This window comes from Gemmatirosa kalamazoonensis, from assembly GCF_000522985.1.
Classification (GTDB): domain Bacteria; phylum Gemmatimonadota; class Gemmatimonadetes; order Gemmatimonadales; family Gemmatimonadaceae; genus Gemmatirosa; species Gemmatirosa kalamazoonensis.
Window position 1 is genome coordinate 73372 of the sequence record NZ_CP007130.1, and the last position, 23159, is coordinate 96530.

The 23159-nt window shown below is 72.7% G+C and carries 15 protein-coding genes; 8 read left to right on the forward strand and 7 right to left on the reverse strand.

Annotation, left to right across the window (positions count from 1 at the left end; translation table 11 throughout):
- Positions 1–75 precede the first annotated feature (75 nt).
- On the forward strand, positions 76–2961 hold the full coding sequence (locus J421_RS28250) for a DUF7133 domain-containing protein (RefSeq protein WP_148306594.1): 2886 nt from the start codon (positions 76–78) through the stop codon (positions 2959–2961).
- 32 nt (positions 2962–2993) lie between these two features.
- On the opposite strand, the gene eboE is transcribed toward J421_RS28250, so the two are convergent.
- The gene (gene eboE, locus J421_RS28255; protein ID WP_025414477.1) at positions 2994–4244 is read right to left on the reverse strand and encodes a metabolite traffic protein EboE; all 1251 of its coding nucleotides are present in this window, start codon (positions 4242–4244) and stop codon (positions 2994–2996) included.
- A gap of 111 nt (positions 4245–4355) precedes the next feature.
- On the opposite strand from eboE, the gene J421_RS28260 reads away from it, so the two are divergent.
- From J421_RS28260 to J421_RS28285, 6 genes are all read left to right on the forward strand, one after another.
- On the forward strand, positions 4356–4682 hold the full coding sequence (locus J421_RS28260; protein ID WP_104023434.1) for a hypothetical protein: 327 nt from the start codon (positions 4356–4358) through the stop codon (positions 4680–4682).
- A complete protein-coding gene (locus J421_RS28265) occupies positions 4682–5515 on the forward strand; it encodes a TatD family hydrolase (RefSeq protein WP_025414479.1) in 834 nt (277 codons plus the stop codon). The genes J421_RS28260 and J421_RS28265 overlap by 1 nt, the downstream gene beginning before the upstream one ends.
- 6 nt (positions 5516–5521) lie before the next feature.
- Entirely contained in the window at positions 5522–6937 is a 1416-nt protein-coding gene (locus tag J421_RS28270) for an alkaline phosphatase family protein (protein WP_025414480.1), read from the forward strand.
- Positions 6927–7895, forward strand: a complete 969-nt coding sequence (locus J421_RS28275; protein WP_148306595.1) for a UbiA family prenyltransferase — start codon at positions 6927–6929, stop codon at positions 7893–7895. The genes J421_RS28270 and J421_RS28275 overlap by 11 nt, the downstream gene beginning before the upstream one ends.
- A 179-nt stretch (positions 7896–8074) precedes the next feature.
- A complete protein-coding gene (locus J421_RS28280; RefSeq protein ID WP_025414482.1) occupies positions 8075–9274 on the forward strand; it encodes an inositol-3-phosphate synthase in 1200 nt (399 codons plus the stop codon).
- Complete coding sequence (locus tag J421_RS28285; RefSeq protein WP_025414483.1) at positions 9274–10119, forward strand: sugar phosphate isomerase/epimerase family protein; 846 nt, start codon at positions 9274–9276, stop codon at positions 10117–10119. Before J421_RS28280 ends, J421_RS28285 begins: the two co-directional genes overlap by 1 nt.
- Positions 10120–10280: 161 nt before the next feature.
- Here the strand turns inward: J421_RS28285 and J421_RS28290 are convergent, their stop codons facing one another.
- From J421_RS28290 to J421_RS28310, 5 genes are all read right to left on the reverse strand, one after another.
- Positions 10281–11282, reverse strand: a complete 1002-nt coding sequence (locus tag J421_RS28290) for a sugar phosphate isomerase/epimerase family protein (protein ID WP_025414484.1) — start codon at positions 11280–11282, stop codon at positions 10281–10283.
- Positions 11283–11374: 92 nt separating this feature from the next.
- Positions 11375–12538: a Gfo/Idh/MocA family protein gene (locus J421_RS28295; RefSeq protein ID WP_025414485.1), complete on the reverse strand. Its 1164-nt coding sequence runs from the start codon at positions 12536–12538 to the stop codon at positions 11375–11377.
- A gap of 17 nt (positions 12539–12555) precedes the next feature.
- Complete coding sequence (locus J421_RS28300; protein ID WP_025414486.1) at positions 12556–13713, reverse strand: Gfo/Idh/MocA family protein; 1158 nt, start codon at positions 13711–13713, stop codon at positions 12556–12558.
- Positions 13714–13832: 119 nt separating this feature from the next.
- Positions 13833–16583 carry a glycosyl hydrolase gene (locus tag J421_RS28305; RefSeq protein WP_104023435.1) on the reverse strand — a complete coding sequence of 917 codons (2751 nt, stop codon included), beginning with the start codon at positions 16581–16583 and terminating at the stop codon, positions 13833–13835.
- A 2-nt stretch (positions 16584–16585) separates the two neighbouring features.
- Positions 16586–17548 (reverse strand): sugar-binding transcriptional regulator, encoded by a 963-nt coding sequence (locus J421_RS28310; protein WP_025414488.1) that lies wholly within the window; start codon positions 17546–17548, stop codon positions 16586–16588.
- Positions 17549–17675: 127 nt separating this feature from the next.
- Here J421_RS28310 and J421_RS28315 point away from each other — a divergent pair, with 127 nt between their 5' ends.
- Positions 17676–20447, forward strand: a complete 2772-nt coding sequence (locus J421_RS28315) for a glycoside hydrolase family 78 protein (RefSeq protein ID WP_025414489.1) — start codon at positions 17676–17678, stop codon at positions 20445–20447.
- Positions 20448–20622: 175 nt separating this feature from the next.
- Here the strand turns inward: J421_RS28315 and J421_RS28320 are convergent, their stop codons facing one another.
- A complete protein-coding gene (locus J421_RS28320) occupies positions 20623–23100 on the reverse strand; it encodes an ABC transporter permease (protein WP_025414490.1) in 2478 nt (825 codons plus the stop codon).
- Positions 23101–23159: the final 59 nt, after the last annotated feature.

Consider the following 23159-nt stretch of genomic DNA (forward strand, 5'->3'; position numbering starts at 1 on the left):
CGTGGAGCCGTGCCGGCGCGACGGACGGGAGCGCTCGCACATCATGTCGTCCCTCATCCGGTGCCCACGATGTTCATGACGTCGAGACGATTTCTCCTCGCGGCGGCCTTCTCGGCCGGCCTCGGCGCGCCCGCCCAGGCCCAGTTCGGGCAGCCGAACATGGGGACGGGCCCGAAGCTGCCCGCGAGCGGCGCGATCACGCGCGACACCGCGTACGAGCGCAAGGTGCTCGAGAACATCACGGCGCCAGCCGGCGCGACGATGACGCTGTTCGCCGGACCGCCGATCGCGATGTACCCGACCGCCGTCGCGCCGTCGCCCGACGGCTCGGTGTACGTCGGCGTCGACCTCAACCTCGCGCAGGGGGCGGTGAAGGGACGCGGCCGCGTCATGCGCCTGGTCGACACCGACGGCGACGGGCGCGCCGACCGGTACACGACGTTCCTCGACGTCGACAGCCCGCGCGGCATCGTCGCCGACGGCAAGACCGTGTACGTGATGCATCCGCCGAACCTCACGGCGTACCGCGACACGAACGGCGACGGCATCGCCGACGACTCGACCGACATCGTGAAGGGGATCGGCTTCGGGCTCGACGTGCGCAGCTCGGACCACTCGACGAACAACATCACGCTGGGACCCGACGGCTGGATCTACGTCGCCGTCGGCGACTACGGCTACCTGAACGCGACGGGGAAGGACGGCAACACGATCACGCGCCACGGCGGGAGCCTCGTGCGCGTGCGCCCCGACGGTACGGGGCTCGAGATCGTCACCGTCGGCACGCGCAACATCTACGACGTCGGCATCGATCCGTTCGGGCACGCGTTCACGCGCGACAACACGAACGACGGCGGCGGGTGGGACACGCGCTTCCACTACCTGGCGCCTAACGCGAACATGGGCTACCCGTCGCTCTTCCGGTACTTCCGCGAGGAGCACATGCCGTCCATCGCCGACTACGGCGCGGGGTCCGGCACCGCGGGGCTGTGGATCCAGGATCCGGGCGTGCCGGATCAGGTGAACAACTCGCTGTTCACCGGCGACTGGACGACGAACCGCGTCTACCACCACGTGCTGACCCCGAAGGGCGCCAGCTTCGCGATCGAGCAGCACGACTACATGACCGTGCCGCACGCGATCGACATCGCGATGGACGACCGGTCGCACCTGTACGTGGGCAGTCTCATCGGCGGGGTGTTCAACTACGCCGGCGATACGGTCGGCGCGATCGTGCGCGTCTCGTTCCCCGGAAAGACGCCGTCGAAGCCGCCGACCTGGGCGTCCGCCAGCGTGGCGCAGCTCGTCGACGCCATCGTCTCCGACAACGCGGTGCACCGCATCTGGGCCCAGCAGGAGCTCGCGCGCCGCGGTGCGTCGGCGGCGACCGTCACGCGGCTCGGCCAGCTCGCGGGCGACCGCGCGCGCCCGGCGTACGCACGTGCCTCGGCGATCTTCGCGCTGAAGCGCCTCGCCGGCGAGCGCGCGAATCCGACGCTCGTGCGGCTCGCCGACGACCCGGTGGTGCGCGAGGTCGCGCTGCGCGCGCTCACCGACGACCGGACCCACGTCGCGAACGTGCCGGTGAACCTGTTCGTGCAGGCGCTGCAGGACACGAGCTACTTCGTCCGCGTGCAGGGGCTCAACGGCCTCGTGCGACTCGGCGCGCGCGACCGCGCGCAGGCGATCGTGCCGCTGCTCACGAGCCCCGACTCGGCGCTCGCACACCTCGCCGTGCAGTCGCTCGCGGCGCTCGGCGCGCGCGACGTGGCGCTCGCCGCGCTCACCGCCGCGGGCAGCTCGCCGGCGCTGCGCACGCGCGCGCGCATGGTGCTGCAGCAGCTGCACGACAGCGCCACGGTCGGCGCGCTGCTCGGCGCGTTAGGCAGCTCGTCGAGCGCGGACGTGAAGCACGAGGCGCTGCTCGCGCTCGCGCGGCTGTACAACACCGAGGGGCCGTGGACCGGCGACTGGTGGGGGACGCACCCGTCCACGCTCGGGCCGTACTTCGCGCCGGCGACGTGGGAGCAGAGCGCGCGCATCCGTCCCGCGCTGCGCGACGCGCTGCTCGCCGCGCAGGGCGACGACTTCCGCGCGCTCGCGCAGACGTTCGTGCGCAACCGCGTGCTCCCGGCCGGCGCCGAGGCGCTGCTCGCCGCGGTGAGCACGCCCGGCGACCCGTCGCGCGCGCGGCTCGTCGACGCGCTCGCCGGCGCGTCGCAGGTCGGCGACGCCGCGGTGGCGCTGCTGCCGGAGCTCGACCGGCGCGGCGCCGCGTTCCACACCGCGGTGGCCGAGCTGCTCGCCGGCGAGACGACGTTCGGCGCGCCGACGCTGCCGCTCGCCCGCGCCGCGGCGCTCGACACGACGCTGAGCCCGGAGGTGCGCGGGCGGCTGCTCACCGCGTTCAGTCAGCTCTCGGGCGACGCCGGACGTGACGCCGCGGTCGCCGTGTTCGCGCTCGTGACGCCGCGCACGGCTGCGCCCCGTCCGCCGTCGCCGCCGGCCGGAACGACCGGCGACCCGGGCGCCGGCGTGCCCGGCGTGGGCGTGGTAAAGAGCGGCGCCCCCGCGCCCGGCGCGGTGCCTGCCGCCGCGGCGGCGGCGGCCACGCCGACCGCGGCGCCTAACGCGCCGGCGGGCGCGCCGAGCGCGGTGGAGCAGGCATGGCGCCGCTACGTCGGGTCGTTCGACCGGTTCCAGCAGCTCGACTACTTCGCCGCGCTCACGAAGAGCGCCGACGAGGCGCAGCGCACGCTCGCCTACGCGGTGCTGCTGCAGGCCGCGCGCGCGTCGTCGCGCTCGCCGATGCTCGCGCCGGTGCGCGAGAAGGTCGCGCCGGTGATCGACGCCGCGTGGGGTGACCCGACCGCGCGCACGAGCCTCGTCGACGCCATCCACATCATGCACGTCGAGAGCCTGTACGCGGACAAGCTCAAGGTGACGAAGGAGCCGGATTGAGCGCTCGACCGACAGGAAGCCTGCCCGTTCGTTCATCCTGTCGAACGGGGTGACGGGCCTCCGCCTAACGGCTCCAGTCTGGACGCGGCCCACCCGAGCTCGCGCGTCACGGCGGTCACGATGTCCTCCCGGCGGTATTCCTCCGGGAGGACGTCCCACGTGTAGGTCTCGACCTCGAAGTGCGCGCAGTCCGACCGCTGCCGCACCGCGCGCAACAGCTCCGCGACGTACGCCTGCGTCCCCTCGAACCGACCGTAGCGGTCGCGGAACAGCGGCACGTGGAAGTGGATGCGCCACTCGCGCGGGCCCGCCTCGTCGGTGCCGCGCGCGGCGGCGAGCGCCTGCGGCAGGTCGAGGTGCCGCACGAGCGTGCCGTCGGCGCGCCGCTCGACGACCTGGTGCAGGTACACGTCGTCGGCGAACGCATCGAGCGCGTCGAGCACCGCGGCGTCGTCCGTGCCGCCGGGCAGCGCGACGCGGAGCCCCGCGCTCACCTGCACCTTCGCGACGCGGACCCCCGCGCGGTCGAGCGCGTCGAGCGCCGCCGCCGGATCCTCGAACTCCACCGCCATGTGGCAGGCGTCGAGGCACACGCCGAGGTGCTCGCGGATCGCGCGCGCGGCGTCCGCGGGCGCGAGCCCGGTCGCGCGCGCGACCGTGACGGCCGCTTCCGGCGTGAAGAGGTGGCGCGCGAAGAAGTCGACCGCCTGCGCCGTCGTCTCGAGGAAGCAGCACGGCTCCGGCTCGAGCGCGAGCGCGACCCGACGGCCGGTGGTCACGCGCAGGAGCACGAGGTGCGCGACGTGCGCGAGCATCGCGCGCGCCATGCGCTCGGCGTCGGCGTCGCCGGCCACGCGGCGCTCGAACGCGCCCGGCACGGTGCTGATCGTTCCCTCCATCCCCTCGGGCAGCAGCGCGGCGAGGAGGTCGGCCAGCCGGTCGGTGTACGCGAGCCGCTCGTCGTCGAGCCAGTCGGGTAGGTAGACGGTCTCCTTCACCGGCCGGCCGTGGAACGTCCCGTACGGGAAGCCGTTGATCGTGTAGACGAAGAGGTCGTGCGCGCGCAGCAGCCCGCGTAGCTCGGCCATCGCCTCCGGCTCCGACAACGCGTGGGCCGCCGCGCCCGACAGGCGCAGGCCGACGCCGAACGGTCGTCCGGGCGCGAACCGCTCGCGGACCGGCACGACGTAGCGCGTCAGGTTCTCGCGCACCTCGGGCCACGTCTCGCCGGCGTGGATGTTGGTGCAGTAGGTGAGGTGGGGTCGGGCGGGCGGAGCGGTCACGGTCGGAAGCGGCGGGCTCGTCGTGATGGGAGGGCGTCGTGCCGCACACTAGATTGCAGGGTGCGCCCCCGCCAGGCGCGAGGGCGTCCCCACCCATCAGGAGACCGTGCCGTGCAGCCGGCAGTGATCGCTTCGCCGAAGACGGGCCGCGAGCTCGTCGACGAGTACTTCATCGAGAACCGGACGCGGCTGCTCGAGATCGCGGCGTTCCTCGACCGCCTCGACCGCGTGGACGATACGCTGGCCCAGCGCGACTTCCGCGCGCGCGCGTTCCGCGAGGCGTTGGGCGTGCTCACCGCGGACGCGGCGACGGGCGACGCGACGCGGGTGGAACGCATCCAGATGATCTTCAGCGACCCCACGACGGAGCCGCTCGAGCGTCTCGACCAGAAGAGCGCGCGCGGCGCCTACGACCGCTGGCAGATGGGGGTGGCGTGATGCGCTACATCGACCTGCACGCGCACATGGTCTCGCGCACGACCGACGACTACGTGCAGATGGCGCTGACCGGCTGCGTGGCCGTCACCGAGCCCGCGTTCTGGCCGGGGTGGGACCGCAGCTCGGCCGACGGCTTCGAGGACTACTTCCGTCAGCTCACGGACTTCGAGCCGAAGCGCGCCGCACAGTACGGGATCCGGCACTTCACGTGGCTCTGCCTGAACCCGAAGGAGGGCGAGGACCGGCAGCTCGCGCGCGAGGTGCTGCGGCGCATCCCGCGGTTCCTCGACGCGCCTAACGTGCTCGGCATCGGCGAGATCGGCCTCAATCGCGTGACGCGCAACGAGCTCGCGACGTTCCGCGACCACGTCGAGCTGGCGCTCGAGCACGATCAGCTGATCCACATCCACACGCCGCACCTCGAGGACAAGTACAAGGGCACGAAGACGATCGTCGACGCGCTGCTGACGTACGACCGCATCGATCCGGCGCGCGTGATGGTGGACCACGCCGAGGAGCACACGCTGCGGATGATCCTCGACAACGGCTTCTGGACCGGCCTCACGCTCTACCCGCAGACGAAGGTGAGCCCGGAGCGCGCGATCGACATGCTCGAGCGGTACGGGCCGGAGCGCGTCTGCGTCGCGTCGGCGTGCGACTGGGGGCCGAGCCTCCCGGACGCGGTGCCGCACTTCGCGATGGCGATGCGCCGCCGCGGACACGACGAGGCGTTGATCGAGCGCGTGGTGTTCGAGAATCCGGCGGCGTTCCTCGGCCAGTCGCCGAAGTTCCGCGTGCCGCGCGCGGAGGGGGCGGCCGTGGCGGCGGTCTGACGCGCCATGCGACCCACGGTCGTGCTGCTCGTCGTCGGCCTGACGAGCGATCTGTTAGGCGACGACACGCCGAACCTCCGCGCGTTCGCCGCGCGCGGCGGGCTGCGGCCGCTGCGCACCATCGTGCCCGCGGTCACGTGCTCGGTGCACGCGACGTTCACGACGGGGCTCCTGCCGCGCGACCACGGCGCGGTCGCGAACGGCTGGTACTTCCGCGACACGGCGGAGGTGCGGCTGTGGGTGCAGTCGAACCACCTCGTGTCCGGCGAGAAGGTGTGGGATGCGGCGCGGCGCGTCGACCCGAGCTTCACCTGCGCGCAGCTCTTCTGGTGGTACAACATGTACAGCGGCGCGGACTACACCGTCACGCCGCGCCCGATGTATCCCGCGGACGGGCGCAAGATTCCCGACGCGTACACGCAGCCGATGGCGCTGCGCGACGAGCTGAACGCGCAGTTGGGCACGTTCCCGCTGTTCAACTACTGGGGGCCGCGCGCCGACATCACGACGTCGCGGTGGATCGCGGACTGCGCGAAGCACATCCACGACACGCGGCGTCCCACGCTGTCGCTCGTGTATCTGCCGCACCTCGACTACAACCTGCAGCGGCTGGGCCCCGACGATCCGCGCATCGGCGCCGACCTGCGCGCGATCGACGCCATCTGCGGCGAGATGATCGAGTGGGCGGAGCGCGACGGCGCGCGCGTCGTCGTGCTCTCGGAGTACGGGATCACGCCGGTGACGGGCGCGGTGCACGTGAACCGTGCGCTCCGCGAGGCGGGGCTCATCCAGGTCCGCTCGGAGCTCGGGCGCGACATGCTCGATGCGGGGGCCTCCGAGGCGTTCGCCGTGGCCGACCACCAGATCGCCCACGTCTACGTCAGGCGTCCGGAGCGCGTGCCCGAGGTGCGTGCCCTGCTCGAGCGGCTGGACGGCGTCGAGACGGTGCTCGACGAGGAAGGGAAGCGCGCGCACGGCCTCGACCACCCGCGCTCGGGCGAGCTGGTCGCGATCTCGAGCGCCGACCGGTGGTTCACGTACTACTTCTGGCTCGACGACGACCGCGCACCCGACTATGCGCGTACGGTGGACATCCACCGCAAGCCTGGCTACGACCCCGTGGAGCTGTTCGTCGATCCGGCCATCCGCTTCCCGACGGCGAAGGTCGCGGGGATCCTGGCGCGCCGGAAGCTGCTGAACTCGCGCGCGCTGCTCGACATCACGCCGCTCGACGCGTCGCTCGTGAAGGGCTCGCACGGCCGCCCCACCGACGACCCGGCGCGAGGCCCGGTGTTCATCTCCGGCGATCCGTCGCTCGCGCCCGACGGCGACGTGCGCGCCACGGACGTGAAGGAGCTGCTGCTGCGGCAGGTGTTCGCGGTGCGCCCCGACGCGGCGCGTGGGCTGGCACATGCCCGCTGACGCGATCGACGCCGGCGGGGCGCGCGAGGCGCCGCGCACCCGCCCGCGCGTTGGGCGCGTTAGGCACGCACCCGACGCGTCCGCGCCGCACCCGCTGCTGCCGTACTTCCGGCTGGTGCGCGCGCCGGCGGTCTTCTCCGCGCTCGGCGACCCGCTCGCCGGGCTGCTGATCGGCGCGGGACGGCTGCCCGCGCGCCGCGCGGCACGGCTGTCGTCGGCCGCGGCGCTGCTCTATCTCGCGGGGATGGCGCTGAACGATCTCGCCGACCGCGCCGAGGACGCGCGCGAGCGGCCGGAGCGGCCGATCCCGTCGGGGGCGGTGTCGCCGCACGCCGCGGCGCTGGTGGGCACGGCGCTGCTGATGGCCGGCGCCGTCGTGGCGCGCGACGCGGGCGCCCGCCGCACCGGCCCGGCGCTCGCCGCGCTCGTCGCGGCGTACGACTTCGACCTGAAGCACTCCGCCGCGTTAGGCCCGACGGCGATGGGCGCCTGCCGGTCGCTGTCGCTGCTCATGGGCGTGGAGGCGGCACGGCGCGTGGACATGCGGTCGGGCGCGCGGCCCCGCACTCGGCGCGGGCGCGAGGCGGCGGTGCTGTTGGGCGCGTACGTCGCCGGGCTCACGCTCGTCGCGCGTGGCGAGACCGGCGCGGCGCGGCGCAGGGAGCTGCGGCTCGGCGCCACGCTCGCGGCGACCGCGCTGCTCGCGTCGGCGTGGCGCGGCGGAGCGCGATCGGTGCCGTGGGCGGCCGCGGTCGCGGCGCTCGCCGGGCCGGCGGTCGCGCGCGCGCTGCGTGAACCGGCGCCCGCGACCGTCGGGCCCGCGGTCGGCGCGCTGATTCGCGCGATCCCAGCGCTCGACGGCGCGCTCGCCGCGGCCGATGCGCCCGGGCGCGCGCTCCTGCTCCTGCCGCTGCTCGGTCTCGTGCGCTGGGGCCGTGCGCTCATTCCCATCACGTGAGAGACGTTGCGCGCCGCGTGGTGCGCCACCCATGACTCCACGTACGCGTCTTCGTGGGACTGAAGAAGGACTGAAGAAGGACACTTGAAAGGTTCCCTCTTCAGTCCTCCTTCAGTCCTTCTTCAGTCCTGTACACACACGTACGTGGAGTCACGAACGACACATCGGAGGAGTCGTACTTGAAGATCTGGATCGTTGGAGCCCGCGGCGCGATCGCCACGACGCTGACCGTGGGGCTGCTCGCGGCGCGCCGTGGTCTGCTGCCGCTCGAGGCGCTGCTCACCGAGACGTCCCCGTTCGGCGCGCTCGACCTGCCGTCGCTCGACGATCTGGAGATCGGCGGCTGCGACCTCCGACCGGGGACGCTGGCCGAGAGCGTGCGCGCGACGCTCGACGGCGTGGGCAGCTTCTCCGCGCCGGTGATCGACGCCGTGATGCCCGCGCTCGACGAGATGCGCGTCACGCGTGGCGTCCTGCGCGGCGGCGGCCCCGCGGTCGAGGCGCTCGCCGGCGAGGACCGCGAGGCCGGCGCCGCGGGCACGGCGCGCGACGCCGTCAGGCGCATCGGCGACGACCTGCGCGCGTTCGCGGGCGGCACGCCCACCGTGGTGGTGAACGTGGCGTCGACCGAGCCGCCGCCGCATCCGTCGCTCGCGGCGTGGGACGCGGAGGCGCTCGAGCGGGCGCTCGACGCCGACGACCCGCGCATCCCTGCGTCGTGCCTGTACGCGTACGCGGCGATCACGGCCGGGCACCCGCACGTGAACTTCACGCCGTCGGGCGGCGCGGCGCTCCCCGCGCTCGCGGAGCTGGCCCGCGCGGCGGGCGTGCCGCTCGCGGGGCGCGACGGCAAGACCGGCGAGACGCTGCTCAAGACCGCGCTCGCGCCGATGTTTCCGATCCGCGCGCTCACCGTCGAGGGATGGTACGGCACGAACATCCTCGGCAACACCGACGGGCTGGTGCTCGCCGATCCGGACAACAAGGCGAGCAAGATCACGTCGAAGAAGGGCGTCCTCGAGGGCTGCCTCGGCTACGCGCCGGCGGGCGACGTCCGCATCGACTACTTCCCGCCGCTCGCCGACCACAAGGTGGCGTGGAACTTCATCCAGTTCCGCGGCTGGGGCGGGCACCGCATGCGGCTCCAGTTCACGTGGGAGGGGACCGATTCGGTGCTCGCCGCGCCGCTCGTGCTCGACGTGGCGCGGCTCGTCATGCTCGCGCACCGGCGCGGCGAGGCGGGGCCCGTCGGCGCGCTCGGGCTCTTCTTCAAGACGCCGGAGGGGAGCGACGAGATGAACCTGCACCGGCAGTACGACGCGCTGCTCCGCTGGGCGGCGGCGCCGGTGCCTAACGGAATCGCCGCGCCGGACGTCTGATGTCGGCGCGCCCGTACCGGCTCGGCTACAACACGAACGGCTTCGCGCACCACCGGCTCGAGGACGCGCTCGCGATCATCGCGGAGCTGGGCTACCGGGCCGTCGCGCTGACGCCCGACGCGAACCACCTGCCGCCCGACCGCACCTCGGCGGCCGATCTGCGCGCGGTCCGCTCGCTGCTCGAGCGCCTCGACCTCGCGGTGGTGGTGGAGACCGGCGCGCGCTACGTGCTCGACCCGCGCCGCAAGCACCGCCCCACGCTGCTCGAGCGCGACCCCGCCGACCGCGCGCGGCGTCTCGACTTCCTCGTGCGCTGCGCCGAGATCGCGTCGGAGCTCGGCGGCGACTGCGTGTCGTTCTGGTCGGGCATCCCCGCGCCCGGGGTGTCGCGTGACGAGGCGTGGAGCTGGCTGGTGGACGGCGTGGCCGAGGTGTGCCGGCGCGTCGAGCCGTTGGGCGTGCGCCCCGCGTTCGAGCCCGAGCCCGGGATGCTCGCCGAGTCGCTCGCCGACTGGGCAGCGCTGCGCGACGCCGTGTCGTCGCCCGCTCTCGGCCTCGTGCTCGACGTGGGCCACGTGCCGTGCACCGAGTCGATCACCGCCGGCGACGCGATCCGTCGGCACGGCGCGGAGCTGCGCACGCTCCACCTCGACGACTCGCGCGGCGGCGTGCACGAGCACCTGCAGATCGGGGAAGGGGAGCTGGACTGGCCCGACATCGCGCGCGCCCTGCGCGAGGTCGGCTTCACCGGCGTCGCCGCGTTCGAGCTCTCTCGCCACTCGCACGCGGCGCCCGACGCGGCGCGTGTCGCGATCGAGCGCTTTCTGGCCGCGGATCGTCATTGAACCGCAGAGGGCCGCAGAGGGCCGCAGAGAACGACCAACTGCTTTCTCACCACAGAGGACACAGAGGACACGGAGGAAACCAACAAGAGGTGGCTCTCCTCCGTGTCCTCCGTGTCCTCTGTGGTTCAAATGAAAGGCTCTGCGGCCCTCTGCGGTTCGAATCAATCCCTCGCGAACGCCGCGTCGAACGCCACGTTGCTCGGCGCGAAGTCCAGTGACTTGATCTTCGCGCACGCCTCGCGCGCCCCGAACTCGCGGTCCATCGCGCCGTCCTCCCACTCCACCGAGAGCGGCCCCTGGTACCCGATCTTGTTCAGCGCGCGGATGATCTCCTCGAACCTGATCTTGCCGCGGCCGATCGAGCGGAAGTCCCAGTAGCGGTCGCCGTGCCCGAAGTCGAGGTGGCCGCCGAACACGCCCGACGGCTTCGGCACGTCGGACCACCACACGTCCTTCATGTGCGCGTGGTAGATGCGGTCGGCGAACCGCTCGATGAACAGCACGTAGTCCACGCCCTGGTAGCCGAAGTGGCTCGGGTCGTAGTTGAAGCCGAAGGCCTCGCGGCGTCCCACCGCGTCGAGCGCGCGCTCGGCCGACGACACGTCGAACGCGATCTCGGTCGGATGCACCTCGAGCGCGAAGCGTACGCCCACCTCGTCGAACGTGTCGAGGATCGGGTTCCAGCGGTCGGCGAAGTCGCGGTAGCCGGCGTCGATCATCCCCGGCGCGTTCGGCGGGAAGCTGTAGAGCAGCGGCCAGACCGCGGAGCCGGTGAACCCGGGCACGACCTTCACGCCTAACGCCTTCGCCGCGCGCGCCGTGTTCTGCATCTCCTCCGCGGCTCGCCGCTGCACGCCGTCCGGCTTGCCGTCGCCCCACACCCGCGGCGGGAGGATGCTCTTGTGCCGCTCGTCGATGCGGTCGCACACCGCCTGGCCCACGAGGTGGTTGCTGATCGCGTATACCGCGAGGCCGTGCTTCTCGAGGATGTCGCGGCGCGACTGGACGTAGCGGTCGTCGGCGAGCGCCTTGTCGACCTCGAAGTGGTCGCCCCAGCAGGCGAGCTCCAGGCCGTCGTAGCCGAACGACTTCGCCTTCGCGGCGACCGTTTCGAGCGGCAGGTCCGCCCACTGCCCCGTGAACAACGTGACGGGTCTCGGCATCAGTGTTGAGCGTAGGAGTGATTGCTGCGTGGCTGCGTGGCTGCGTGAGCGCGTAGCTGTTACGCAGCCACGCAGCCACGCAGCCACGCAGTCTAGTGGTTCACGTCGACCCAGCGCTGCTGCTCGTGGCTCGCGAGCACCGCGTCCACGATGACGACCTCCGCGTGCCCGTCCTCGAACGTCGGGAAGTCCGCCGCGTCGACGCCCGGCTTCTTCCCGGCCGCGATGTAGCGATAGAGGTTGCGGAACAGGTTGCGCGGGCCGTCGGGGTAGCCCTCGGGATGGCCGCCCGGATAGTGCGCGTAGCCGCGCGCGTTCGCGTCCATCAGCGACGGGTCCTTGATGAGCGTCTCGTTCGGCTTGTCGCGGTAGCCGATCCACAGCGTGTTCGGCTCCTCCTGGTTCCACGACAGCGCGCTCTTCGAGCCGTCCACCTCGATCCACTGGCGGTTCTTGCGGCCGGCGCTGACCTGCGACACGACGAGCGAGCCGCGCAGCCCGCCCTCGAGCTCCGCGAGCACGAAGCCGCCGTCCTCGGTGTCGATCGGCACCTCGTCGTACTCGTGCGGGGCGCCCAGCTCCTTCCCCTTGTACGTCTCCACTTCCTGCGTCGGCTTCTTGCGCGTTTCGTGCGCGCGGAACAGGTGCGCGAACACGCGCGTGATCTTGCGCCCGGTCACGAACTGCACGAGGTCGCACCAGTGCGAGCCGATGTCGGCGATCGCGCGCGACTTGCCGCTCACCGCGCTCTCCAGCCGCCAGTTGTAATCGGTGTCGTAGAGCAGCCAGTCCTGCAGGTAGTGCCCGTGGACGACGAACAGATCCCCCAGCTCGCCGCGCTGCACCATGCCGCGCGCCTGCTGCACGAGCGGGTAGCCGCGGTAGTTGAAGTTGATCGCCGTCGCCACGCCGGCGTCGCGCGCGAGCCGCACGAGCTCCGACGACTCCGCCGACGTCATCGTCAGCGGCTTCTCCGACAGCACGTGCTTCCCGGCGCCGAGCAGCGCCTTGTTCACCTCGAAGTGCAGGTTGTTCGGCGTGCAGTTGTGCACCGCGTGCACGTCGGCGCGACCGAGGAGATCGTGCCAGTCGTCGAGCACGTGCGGGATGCCGAACTGGCCCGCGATCTCCTGCGCCCGCGGGCGGTCGGCGGACGCGATGGCGACGACGGCGACGTTGGGCACGCGCCGCAGCGCGTCCACGTGCGCCGCGCCCATGAAGCCCGAGCCGATGACCGCGACGTTGATCGGTGGCATGAGGATGTGGTTGGGCGTCAGGTGGGCGGCGCGTAGCGCGCGTCGACCCAGTCTCGCTGCCGGCCGCTGTCGATCGCGCGGTGGATGAAGTGCACGCCGCGCGCGCCGTCCTGCACGGTCGGGAAGTCGGTGTCGAACTCGCCCGGCGCCTCGCCGGCGACGCGCGCCGCGATCGTGCGCGCGACGTTGCGGTAGATGTTCGCGAACGCCTCGATGAACCCCTCGGGGTGCCCGAACGGGATGCGCGTGTTGTGGCGCGCGATCGGCGCGAGGTAGTCGTTGCCGCGCTTGTAGACCTCCGACGCGCGGTCCGCGTAGAGCAGGTGCAGGTAGTTCGGGTCCTCCTGCCGCCAGTCGAGCCCCGCCTCGGTGCCGAACACGCGCAGCCGCAGCCCGTTCTCCTCGCCGACCGAGATCTGCGACGAGTAGATGACGCCGCGCGCACCGCCGTCGTAGTGCACGAGCAGGTTCGCGTCGTCCTCCAGCTCGTAGCCCTTCCCGAACGACGTGAGGTCGGCGTTGAGCGCGGTGAGCTCGAGCCCCGTCACGTAGCGCGCGAGGTGCCACGCGTGCACGCCGATGTCGCCCACCGCCGACGAGATGCCGGCGACGCTGGGGTCGAGGCGCCACATGTTGATCCCTGCCGCCTTCGCGAGCCACCCCTGCGGGTACTCCGCGACGACCTTGCGCAGCGTGCCGAGCTTCCCCTGGCGCACGAGCTCGCGCGCCTGCTTCACCATCGGGTAGCCCGTGTAGTTGTGCGTGAGGCCGAACACGGTGTCGTACCGCTTCACGAGCCGGCACAGCTCCTCGGCGTCCTCCACGGTCGTCGTCATCGGCTTGTCGCACACGACGTGGAAGCCGGCCTCGATGAACGCCTTCGCGATCGCGAAGTGCGACACGTTCGGCGTCACGATCGTCACGAAGTCGATGCGGTCGCCCTCGGCGCGCGCGCGCTCGCGCTCGACCATCTCCTCCCACGACGCGTAGACGCGCGCCGGATCGAGGTGCAGCGCGTCACCCTGCTGCCGCGACTTCTCCGCCGACGACGAGAACGCGCCGGCGACGAGCTCGATCTCGCCGTCGAGCGCCGCGGCGGCCCGGTGCACTCCGCCGATGAACGCCCCCGGCCCGCCGCCGACCATCCCGTACCGCACCTTCCTGTTCAGTGGCATCGGTTCGTTAGGCTGTCGTTGATGGTTGCTCGGCAATGGGTCGTCCGCAGATTACGCAGAGCTCTTGGAAAGGCCTGCTGCGTAATCTGCGCAATCTGCGGACGACCCGAACAGCACGGTCACATCCGCGGCCCACTCGCCAGCGGCGTCAGCGTCGCCGGCCCGACGAGCCCCGACGTCCGCACCGGCCACGTCGACGCGTCGAACGGCTTGTAGTCCAGGTTCACGTAGTTGATGTCGCGGAAGATCTTCCACGGCACGCCGCGCACGTCCAGGTCGCGCACGCGGTTCGCCGAGAGGTTCGTCACCTCCACCTCGAGCACGTTGCCGCTCGGCTGCAGCGGTCCGGTGCGGACGCGGAACGGGCGCGCCACCAGCGTGCCGAGGTCGCGGCCGTTCAGCCGCACGCGCGCGCTCGCCTCCACGCGCCCGAGGTCGAGCAGATAGTCGCTCGCCGAGCCCGGCGCGTCGAACCGCAGCGCGTAGCGCGCCGTGCCCGCGAAGCGGTCCGCGTCCGCGTCGCCGAGCCCCGTCCACGGGAGCAGCGAGTCGGCGCTGAACCCTTTCGGGAGCGTCGGGCCGCCGTCGACGAACGCCACCGTCCAGCGCCCGCGCAGCGCCACCGGCGCCCCGGCCGGCGTGCGATACGGCCACGCGGCCCCGGTCACCGCGCGGTCGAACGCGCGCAGGATCAGCGACTCGCCCGGATCGAGCTGCAGATACGCCTCCGTCCGATCGCCCTGGCGCCGCGTGCGCGCGAACCCAGTCCGTCCGGTCATCGGATCGAGGATCGCGACCGACGCGGCCCGGACGCCGAGCGCGACCCAGCCGTCGACCGCGTCGCCGTTGCCGGTGTGGGCGACGAAGTAGCTGTGCCCCGCGTCGGTGCGTCGGCGGATGAAGTGCACGCCTGCGCGCGCCGTCATCGGCTCGCGGCGCACGCCGGCGGCGTCGAGCAGCGTGGCGAGGCTGTCGCCCACGAGCACGCGGCCGCGCCCCACGACGCCGGTTCGCATTCCGCTCGCGTCGGCGATACGGACGCGCTTCTCCTCGGCCGCGAGCGCGCCGCGCCGCGCCTCGAGCTCCGCGAGCCCGGGCACGTCGGTCGGGAGCGCGCCGAGGAACACCACCGTGGCGCCGTCGCGCGCGAGGTTCAGCAGGCGGCGCATCGTCTCCACCGGCATGTGCTGCGTCGGCGGCACGACGATCGCGCGGTACGACGCGCCGCCCGCCTGCAGCCGGCCGTTAGGCGCGGTGACGTGCGCGGCCAGCAGCCGGTCGGACACGTAGTCGAAGCCCACGCCGGTCGCGATGAGCGCCTTCGCGACGTCGCCGACCGGCTTGCCGCCGAGCCACGACGTCGTGCGGCCGACGTCGCGCACGTTGAAGTCCATGCGCAGCCCCGCCGGGTCGTGCCAGTTGTCCCACACCGGCCAGTAGAGCAGCACGTCCTCGTCCGGGCGTCCGCGCTGCAGCTCCGACTGCACGCGCGCCACGTAGCGGTTGAACGCCGGCAGGTCGCGCCAGAACGCGTTGCGCGGGTTGAACTCGGCCGACGCGTAGAACTCCCACCCGGGCCACGCGATGCCGGCGGGCGAGTACGCGGTGCCGTGGTACAGCAGGTGGTTGATGCCGCCGAGGAACATGCCGTCGGCGGCGCGCTTCACCTCGTCGAGCGCGACGGAGAAGTGCTCCTCGAGCCACGTGAACGACTCCGCCGACGCGAGCGGCTTCCCCGACACGTGCGCGGCCGACGACGCGAACTTGTTGATGAGACGGTTCGCATCGGTGGTGTCGACGGGGCCGAAGATCTCCGTCTCCGGAATGTCGACGGCGGCGTAGAGGTCGAGCAGGTTGCCGGGCGAGCCGTGCGCCTGGTTGCGGCTCAGCCCTCCGCGGGTGTGCGCCCACGCGGTGAGCGGCCCGAGGAAGTTCGCGAGCAGCATGTCGCTCAGCGTCTCGCGGTAGTCCGACTTCACGCGTGCGACGGAGTCGGCGCTGCCGCGGCCGAGCAGCTCGGGGAGGTGCAGCGCGAGATCGTAGCCGCGCAGCCGGCGGAACGTGTCGAACAGCTCCGGCGACCCGGTGCCGGTGTACTCGTACGAGTCGTGGAACCACGCCCGCACGAGCCCGTTCGGCAGCGCACGCGTGCGCTCGTCGTACGCCGCGAGGAAGTGCCTAACGGCGCTGGCGGAGAACGGATCGATCGCATGTCCCTCGCCGCCGGGCGCGGGGCGCTTCACCTCGTCCACCGGCGCGCGGGTCTCCGCGATGTAGACCGTCCACGGGCCCGCGCCGCCGGCGGGGGCCGTCCAGCGCAGCGGCCCGGCGGGAAGGCGCGCGACGAGCACCGGCGCCGCGCCCGGCGCGGTGGCCGTGACCGCCTCGATGCGCTTGCCGGTGAGATCGGCGCTCCACGTGCCGCCCGACGGGACCGGCTCCGCGGTGACGCGGAGCGACGCGCTCGCGTCGGCCTCCGGCACGAACGGGCCGCCGGTGCGCCAGCCGGATCCGGGCGGCATGTCGAGCCCCATGCCGAACCGCCGCGCCTCGGTCGCCGCGTGACGCAGCAGCTGCACCCACCTCGGCGACAGGTACGGCACGTACGCCGAGTCGGCCCCCTTGGCGCCGTAGATCGCCGTCACCTCCACGCCGCCGAATCCCGCGGCGGCGAGCCCCCGCAGCTCGCGCGTGAGCCCTGCCGAGTCGACCGCGCTCCCGAGCCACCACCAGCGCGTCCACGGGCGCTGCTCGCGGCCGACCGCGGACCATGCGAGCGGACCGGCCTGCGCGTGCGCGCGTGGCGCCGCGATCGTTAGGCACGCGGCGACCAGCATCGCGTGAACACCCCGAGCAATGAGCTGCGACATCGTCACTTGGGTCGGGAAGCGAGCGCCTCGGCCGTGCTCTGATCGGTGAACAGCACGCTGATGACGCCGGTCGCGAGCGCGGCGGCGATCGCATCGACCTTCTCGAGCCCACCCGCGACCGCCACGACGCGGCGCGCGCGGCGGAGCTGGTCGCGGGTGATGCCGAGCAGCCGCTCGTCGAGCGACGTGCGCACGCTCTCGCCGGCAGCGTCGAAGAAGCGTAACGCGATGTCGCCGATCGCGCCGGCCCGGCGCAGCTCCTTCAGCAGCCCCGGCGGAAGCGACGCGGGGTCGTTCAGCGCCGCGTTCGTCGCCAGCGCGCCGATGCCCACGTACACCACGTCGAGCGCGTCGAGCTGCTTCAGCGCGGCCTGCACGTGCTGGTCGCCGCGCAGCGCGTCGCGCACCGCGGCCGACGGCACCACGCCCGGCGCCGGCAGCAGCACGGGCGTCGCGCCGAGAAGCTGCGCCAGGCGGCGCACGAGCGAGCCCGCGTACGACGCCGCGTCGGGCGGCCCGATGCCGCCGAGCGTCTGCACCACGCGCACGCCGTCGGTGGGGAGCGGCGTCATCGCGTCGACGAGCGCGGAGAGCGTCGTGCCCCACGACAGCCCGATGGAGTCGCCCCGCTGCACGGTGCGCGCGAGGTACCCCGCGGCGCTCGCGCCGAGCTGGCGCTTCAGGAGGTCGCGCGCTTGGCGCGGTTCCAGGGCGACGACCTGCGCTTCCTGCAGCCCGAAGCGCTCCTCGAGCCGCGACTCGAGCTCGGTGTGCAGGCCGCGCGGCGGCGCGACGGTGATCTGCACGATCCCCTGTTGCTGCGCCTCCTGCAGCAGCCGCGACACCGTGGGCCGCGAGATGCGCAGGCGGTCCGCGATCTCCTGCTGCGTCTGATCGCGCAGGTAGTAGAGCGAGCTGACTTTCGTGAGGAGGTACAGATCGGGCGCGGAGCGAGGGCGAGGCATGCGGGAGGCGTTAGGCCGCGGAGCACTTGACAGCGCACCCGCGCGCACGATCTTCGGCCGAGACTCGTTTCCGAACGGATTGCATAATCTGCACATTCGTTCAGTCACGCCAGAGGGACCGACGCCCATGCGCCTCTCCACCTCCGTCCGGCGGTGCCTCGTGGCGGCCGTCGTCCTGCTCGCGGCGGCGCGCGGCGCGCCCCTGCATGCGCAGCCGGCCATGCAGGTCACCGACCTGCGCACCGAGTACCAGACCAACCCGCTCGGCATCGACGTCCTCGCGCCGCGCCTGTCGTGGAGGCTCGCGTCGAGCGAGCGGGGCGCCGTGCAGGGCGCGTACGAGATCCGCGTCGCGACCGACGCCGCGTCGCTCGCCAGTCGGCCGCTGTGGACCACCGGACGCGTCGCCTCCGACAGCTCCGTGCAGCGGCCGTACGCCGGTCCGGCGCTGCGCAGCGGACAGCGCTACCTGTGGCAGGTGCGCGTGTGGGACGGCAAGGGGCGCCCGTCCGCGTGGAGTGCCCCGGCGTGGTGGGAGATGGGCCTCCTCGCGCCGGGCGACTGGACCGCGCGCTGGATCTCCCCCGACGTCCCCGAGGACACGACGAAGTCGAACCCGAGCCCGATGCTGCGGCGCGACTTCACGCTCGCCGGCCCGGTCGCCTCCGCGCGCCTCTACGTCACGAGCCTCGGGCTGCACGAGGTGGAGCTGAACGGCCGACGCGTCGGCGACCGGCTGTTCGCGCCCGGATGGACGAGCTACGACCACCGCCTGCAGTACTTCACCTACGACGTCACCGACCTGCTGCGCCCCGGCGCGAACGCGATCGGTGCGACGCTCGGCGACGGCTGGTACCGCGGGCACTTCGGCTTCACCGGGAAGCGCAACAACTACGGCACGCGGCTCGCGCTGCTCGCGCAGCTCGTCGTGCGCTACGCGGACGGCCGCACGGTCACGTTAGGCACCGACTCGGCGTGGAAGTCGTCGACCGGGCCGATCCTCGTGTCGGACATCTACGACGGGGAGCGGTACGACGCGCGGCTCGAGAAGCGCGGGTGGAGCGCTGCGGGGTTCGCCGACGGCGGCTGGCGCGGCGTGCGCGTGACGGCGGCGCCTAACGTGGCGCTGGTCGCCCCCGCGGGCCCGCCGGTGCGGCGCATCCAGGAGCTGCGGCCGCTGAAGGTGATCCACACGCCCGGCGGCGACACCGTGCTCGACCTCGGCCAGAACATGGTGGGCTGGGTCCGGCTCAGGGCGCGCGGACCGAGCGGCACGACGATCACGCTGCGACATGCCGAGGTGCTCGACAAGGCGGGGAACTTCTACACCGAGAACCTGCGCGGCGCCGAGGCGACGAACCACTACACGCTGAAGGGGGAAGGGGAGGAAGTCTTCGAGCCGCACTTCACCTTCCAGGGGTTCCGCTACGTCGCGGTGAGCGGCTACCCGGGCGGCGACCCGCCGCTCGACGCGATCACCGGCATCGTGGTGCACTCCGACATGGCGCCGACCGGCACGTTCGAGTCGTCGAACGCGCTCGTGAACCAGCTCCAGCACAACATCCAGTGGGGGCAGAAGGGGAACTTCCTCGACGTCCCCACGGACTGCCCACAGCGCGACGAGCGCATGGGATGGACGGGCGACGCGCAGGTGTTCGCGCCGACGGCCGCCTTCAACATGGACGTCGCCGGCTTCTTCACGAAGTGGCTCGGCGACGTCGCGCTCGACCAGAAGCCTAACGGATCGGTCCCGTTCGTCGTCCCGGACGTGTTGAGCAAGGGACAGCCGACGGGCGGCGGCGCGACGGGGTGGGCCGACGTCGCCGTCGTCGTGCCGTGGACGATGTACCAGGCGTACGGCGACACGCGGCTGCTCGCGCGGCAGTATCCGAGCATGCAGCGGTGGGTGGAGTACATGCGCGCGCAGGCCGGCGACAGCCTGCTCTGGAAGAGCGGCTTCCACTTCGGCGACTGGCTCGCGTTCGCGAGCACGTCGGCGGACTATCCGGGCGCGACGACCGACAAGGATCTCCTCGCGACGGCGTACTTCGCGCACTCCACCGACCTGCTCGCGCGCTCCGCCGCGGTGCTCGGCAAGCGCGACGACGCGGCGCGCTACCGGGCGCTGTTCGAGCGCATCAGGGCGGCGTTCGACCGCGAGTACGTGACGTCGCGCGGACGGCTCAGCTCCAACACGCAGACCGCGTACGCGCTCGCGCTCGACTTCGGGCTGCTTCCCGACAGCGTGCGCGACGACGCCGCGCGGCGTCTCGCCGAGGACGTGCGGCGCATGCGCCACCTCACGACGGGCTTCCTCGGCACGCCGGCGCTCACGCGCGCGCTGAGCGAGAACGGCTATCTCGACGTCGCCTACGCGCTGCTGCTGAACGAGAGCTACCCGTCGTGGCTCTACCCGGTGAAGCAGGGTGCCACGACGATCTGGGAGCGGTGGGACGGCCTCAAGCCGGACGGCACGTTCCAGGACAAGGGCATGAACTCGTTCAACCACTACGCGTACGGCGCGATCGGCGACTGGATGTACCGTGTGGTCGCGGGGCTGAACATCGACCCCGAGCATCCGGGCTACAAGCACGTCATCGTGCGCCCGCGTCCCGGCGGCAACTTCACCTGGGCCCGCGCCGCGCTGAAGACGCAGTACGGCGACGTCGCCTCCGGCTGGAAGCTCGACGGCGGCCGCATGACGGTCACCGTGCGCGTGCCGCCCAACACGAGCGCCACCGTGTGGCTGCCTGGCGCGACGCTCGCGTCGGTCAGCGAGGGCGCGTCGCCCGTCGCGCGTGCCGCCGGCGTCACGTTGGCGACTCAGGACGGCGCCGCCGTGCGCGTCGACGTGGGAGCGGGCGACTACACCTTCGCGTACGACGCCGCTCGACGTTAGGCGGCGTCGTGGGCGGCGTGGCTCCACGTACGAGTGTTGGTTGGACTGAAGAAGGACTGAAGAGGGACTGAAGAAGGAGAACACCAACAATGTTGTTGGTCCTTCTTCAGTCCCCCTTCAGTCCTTCTTCAGTCCCCCAGAAACACGTACGTGGGACCGTGCCGGGCGCACCCGATCAGTCGCCTCGCATCGCGCTGATCGGATCGATCCGCGTGGCCCGCCGCGCGACGAGCAGGCACGCGCCCAACGACGTGACGACGAGCCCCGCGACGACGCCGACGAACGTGCGGGGGTCGGTGGCGCCGATGCCGAAAAGGAGCCCGGACAGGAAGCGCGTGGCGCCGAGCGCGGCGACCACGCCGACGGCCACGCCCGCGCCGAGCAGGCGCGCGCCGTCGCGCACCACGTGGCCGAGGATGTCCCGCCGGTCGGCGCCTAACGCCATCCGGATGCCGATCTCGCGCGTCCGCTGGGCGACCGACTGCGCGACCACCGCGGCGAGCCCCGCGAGCGCGAGCACGAGGCCGAGCGCGCCCGCCGCGCCGAGCGCGATCCCGGAGGCGCGCGACGGGAACAGCGCGAACCCGAGATGCTCCTCGAGCGTGCCCGTGCGCAGCACGAGGCTCGGGTCGAGGTGCGCGACCTCGCGCCGGATCGCGCCGAGCGCCGCCGTCGGCGTGACGCCGGCCACCTCGGCCACGATCGTCAGCCGCGCGCGATACGTCTGCCGCTCGGCGCGGAACAGGGCCGGCGTCGGACGCTCGCCGAGGCTGCGGTACTTGCCCGTCGTCACCACGCCGATCACCTGGTAGCTCGCCGGTCCCGCGCCCACGTCGACCGTGAGCGCGCGGCCGACCGCGTCGCCGTCGGACCACAGCGCGCGCGCCAGCGCCTCGTTCACCACGACCACGGGCGCGGAACGCTCGTCGTCGCTCGCGCCGAACTCGCGGCCGCGCAGCAGCGGCGTCCCCATCGTCGCGAAGTAGCCCGGGCCGACGTCGAACGTCTGGACCTGTCGCTCCGTGCCGTCGGCGCGCACGCCGGCGGCCATGCGCGTCGTGGCGAGCGGCAGATACTGTGTCGCGCTCGCGCGCCGCACGCCGGGCAGCGCGGCGACGCGCTCCATCAGGCGGCGCTGGAGCGCGCGTCCCGCGCTCTCCGTGTAGCCCAGGCTCCCGAGGTCGAGCTCTGCGGCGACGCGGTTGCGCACGTCGAATCCCGGGTCCGCCGACTGCGCGCGCCGCAGGCTCTGCCAGCACAGCGCACCGCCCACGAGCAGCACGAGCGACATCGCGATCTGCGTGACGACGAGCGCGTTGCGCAGCCGCGCGCCGCGTCGACCGCCCGCCGCATCGAGCCGCAGGATCCCCGCGAGGTCGCTCGTCGCGCGCAGCGCCGGCCCGAGGCCGAACAGCAGTCCGGTGAGCAGCGCCGTCCCCGACGCGAACGCGACCACGCGCCAGTCCATCGCGAGCCCCAGCCGCAGCGGCAGCGTCGGCGGGACGAGCCGCAGCAGCAGCGGCGCCGTCTGCCGCGCCACGAGGAGCCCCGCGATCCCGGCGAGCGCGCCGAGCAGCGTCGTCTCCACGAGCACGAGCTGCACGAGCCGCGCGCGCGTCGCGCCGAGCGACGAGCGGAGCGCCATCTCGGGGCGGCGCGTCGTGGCCTGCGCGAGAAACAGGTTCGCGGCGTTCGCGCCCGCGATGAGCAGCAGCATCACCACCACCGCCTGCAGCAGTCCCACGAACGCGCCGACGTAGACGCGGAACGGGCCGGGCACCAGCGTCGCCGGGTACACCGCGGCGTCGAACGTGCCCCGCTCGACGTCCGGCGGCGCGCCCGGCACCGGCGCCAGTCGGTCCTCGGCCGCGACCCGGCGCGCGAGCACGCGGACCTCGGCCGCGGCGCGCGGTGCCGTCACGCGCGGCGCGAGCCGGCCCACCGCCATCAGCCAGAACGTGGAGCGGCTGGCGAGGCGGCCGTGCTCGTGCCTAACGGCGTCGGTCGTCGCGAGCGGCGCCCAGACGTCGGGCGCGAGGCCGGCGAGCAGTCCGGTGAATCCTGGCGGCGCCACGCCCGCGACCGTGAACGCGACGCCGTTCAGCATGATCGCGCTCCCCACCGCGGTGGGCTCGCCGCCGAGCTGCTCGCGCCAGAAGCGATGGCTCACGACGACCGTCGGTGTCGCGTCGCCGCGCCCCTCGTCCGCTGGGAGCGCCGTGGTGCCGAGCGTCGCGCGCACGCCGAGCACCGAGAAGAAGTTGCCCGACACGAACTGCGCCTGCACCATCTCGCCCCGTCCGCCGCGCATCCAGCTCAGCGTCGCCGGGTCCCCATCGAACGCGAGCAGCCCCGTGAAGCCGTGCGCGTGGTCGCGGTAGTACGCGTATGCCGGATAGCTCAGCGGGACGAAGCGCTCCATCGGCGAGCGCGCGCCGCGGTTCACGTTCCACAGCTGCAGCAGCCGCTCCGGCGCCTCCACCGGTGCCGGCTGGAGCAGCAGCGCGCTCACGAAGCGGAAGATCGTCGTGTTCGCGCCGATGCCGAGGGCGAGGATCGCGACGGCCACCGCGGTGACCGTCCGGTTGCGGCGCAGCGTGCGCGACGCGTGCACGATGTCGCGGGCGACGTTCTCGATCCGGGGGCGGACCATGCGGCGCTCCTGTCGCGAGGATGCCGGTCCGTACGGGTGGTGGGCGCTCGTCGTTTCGA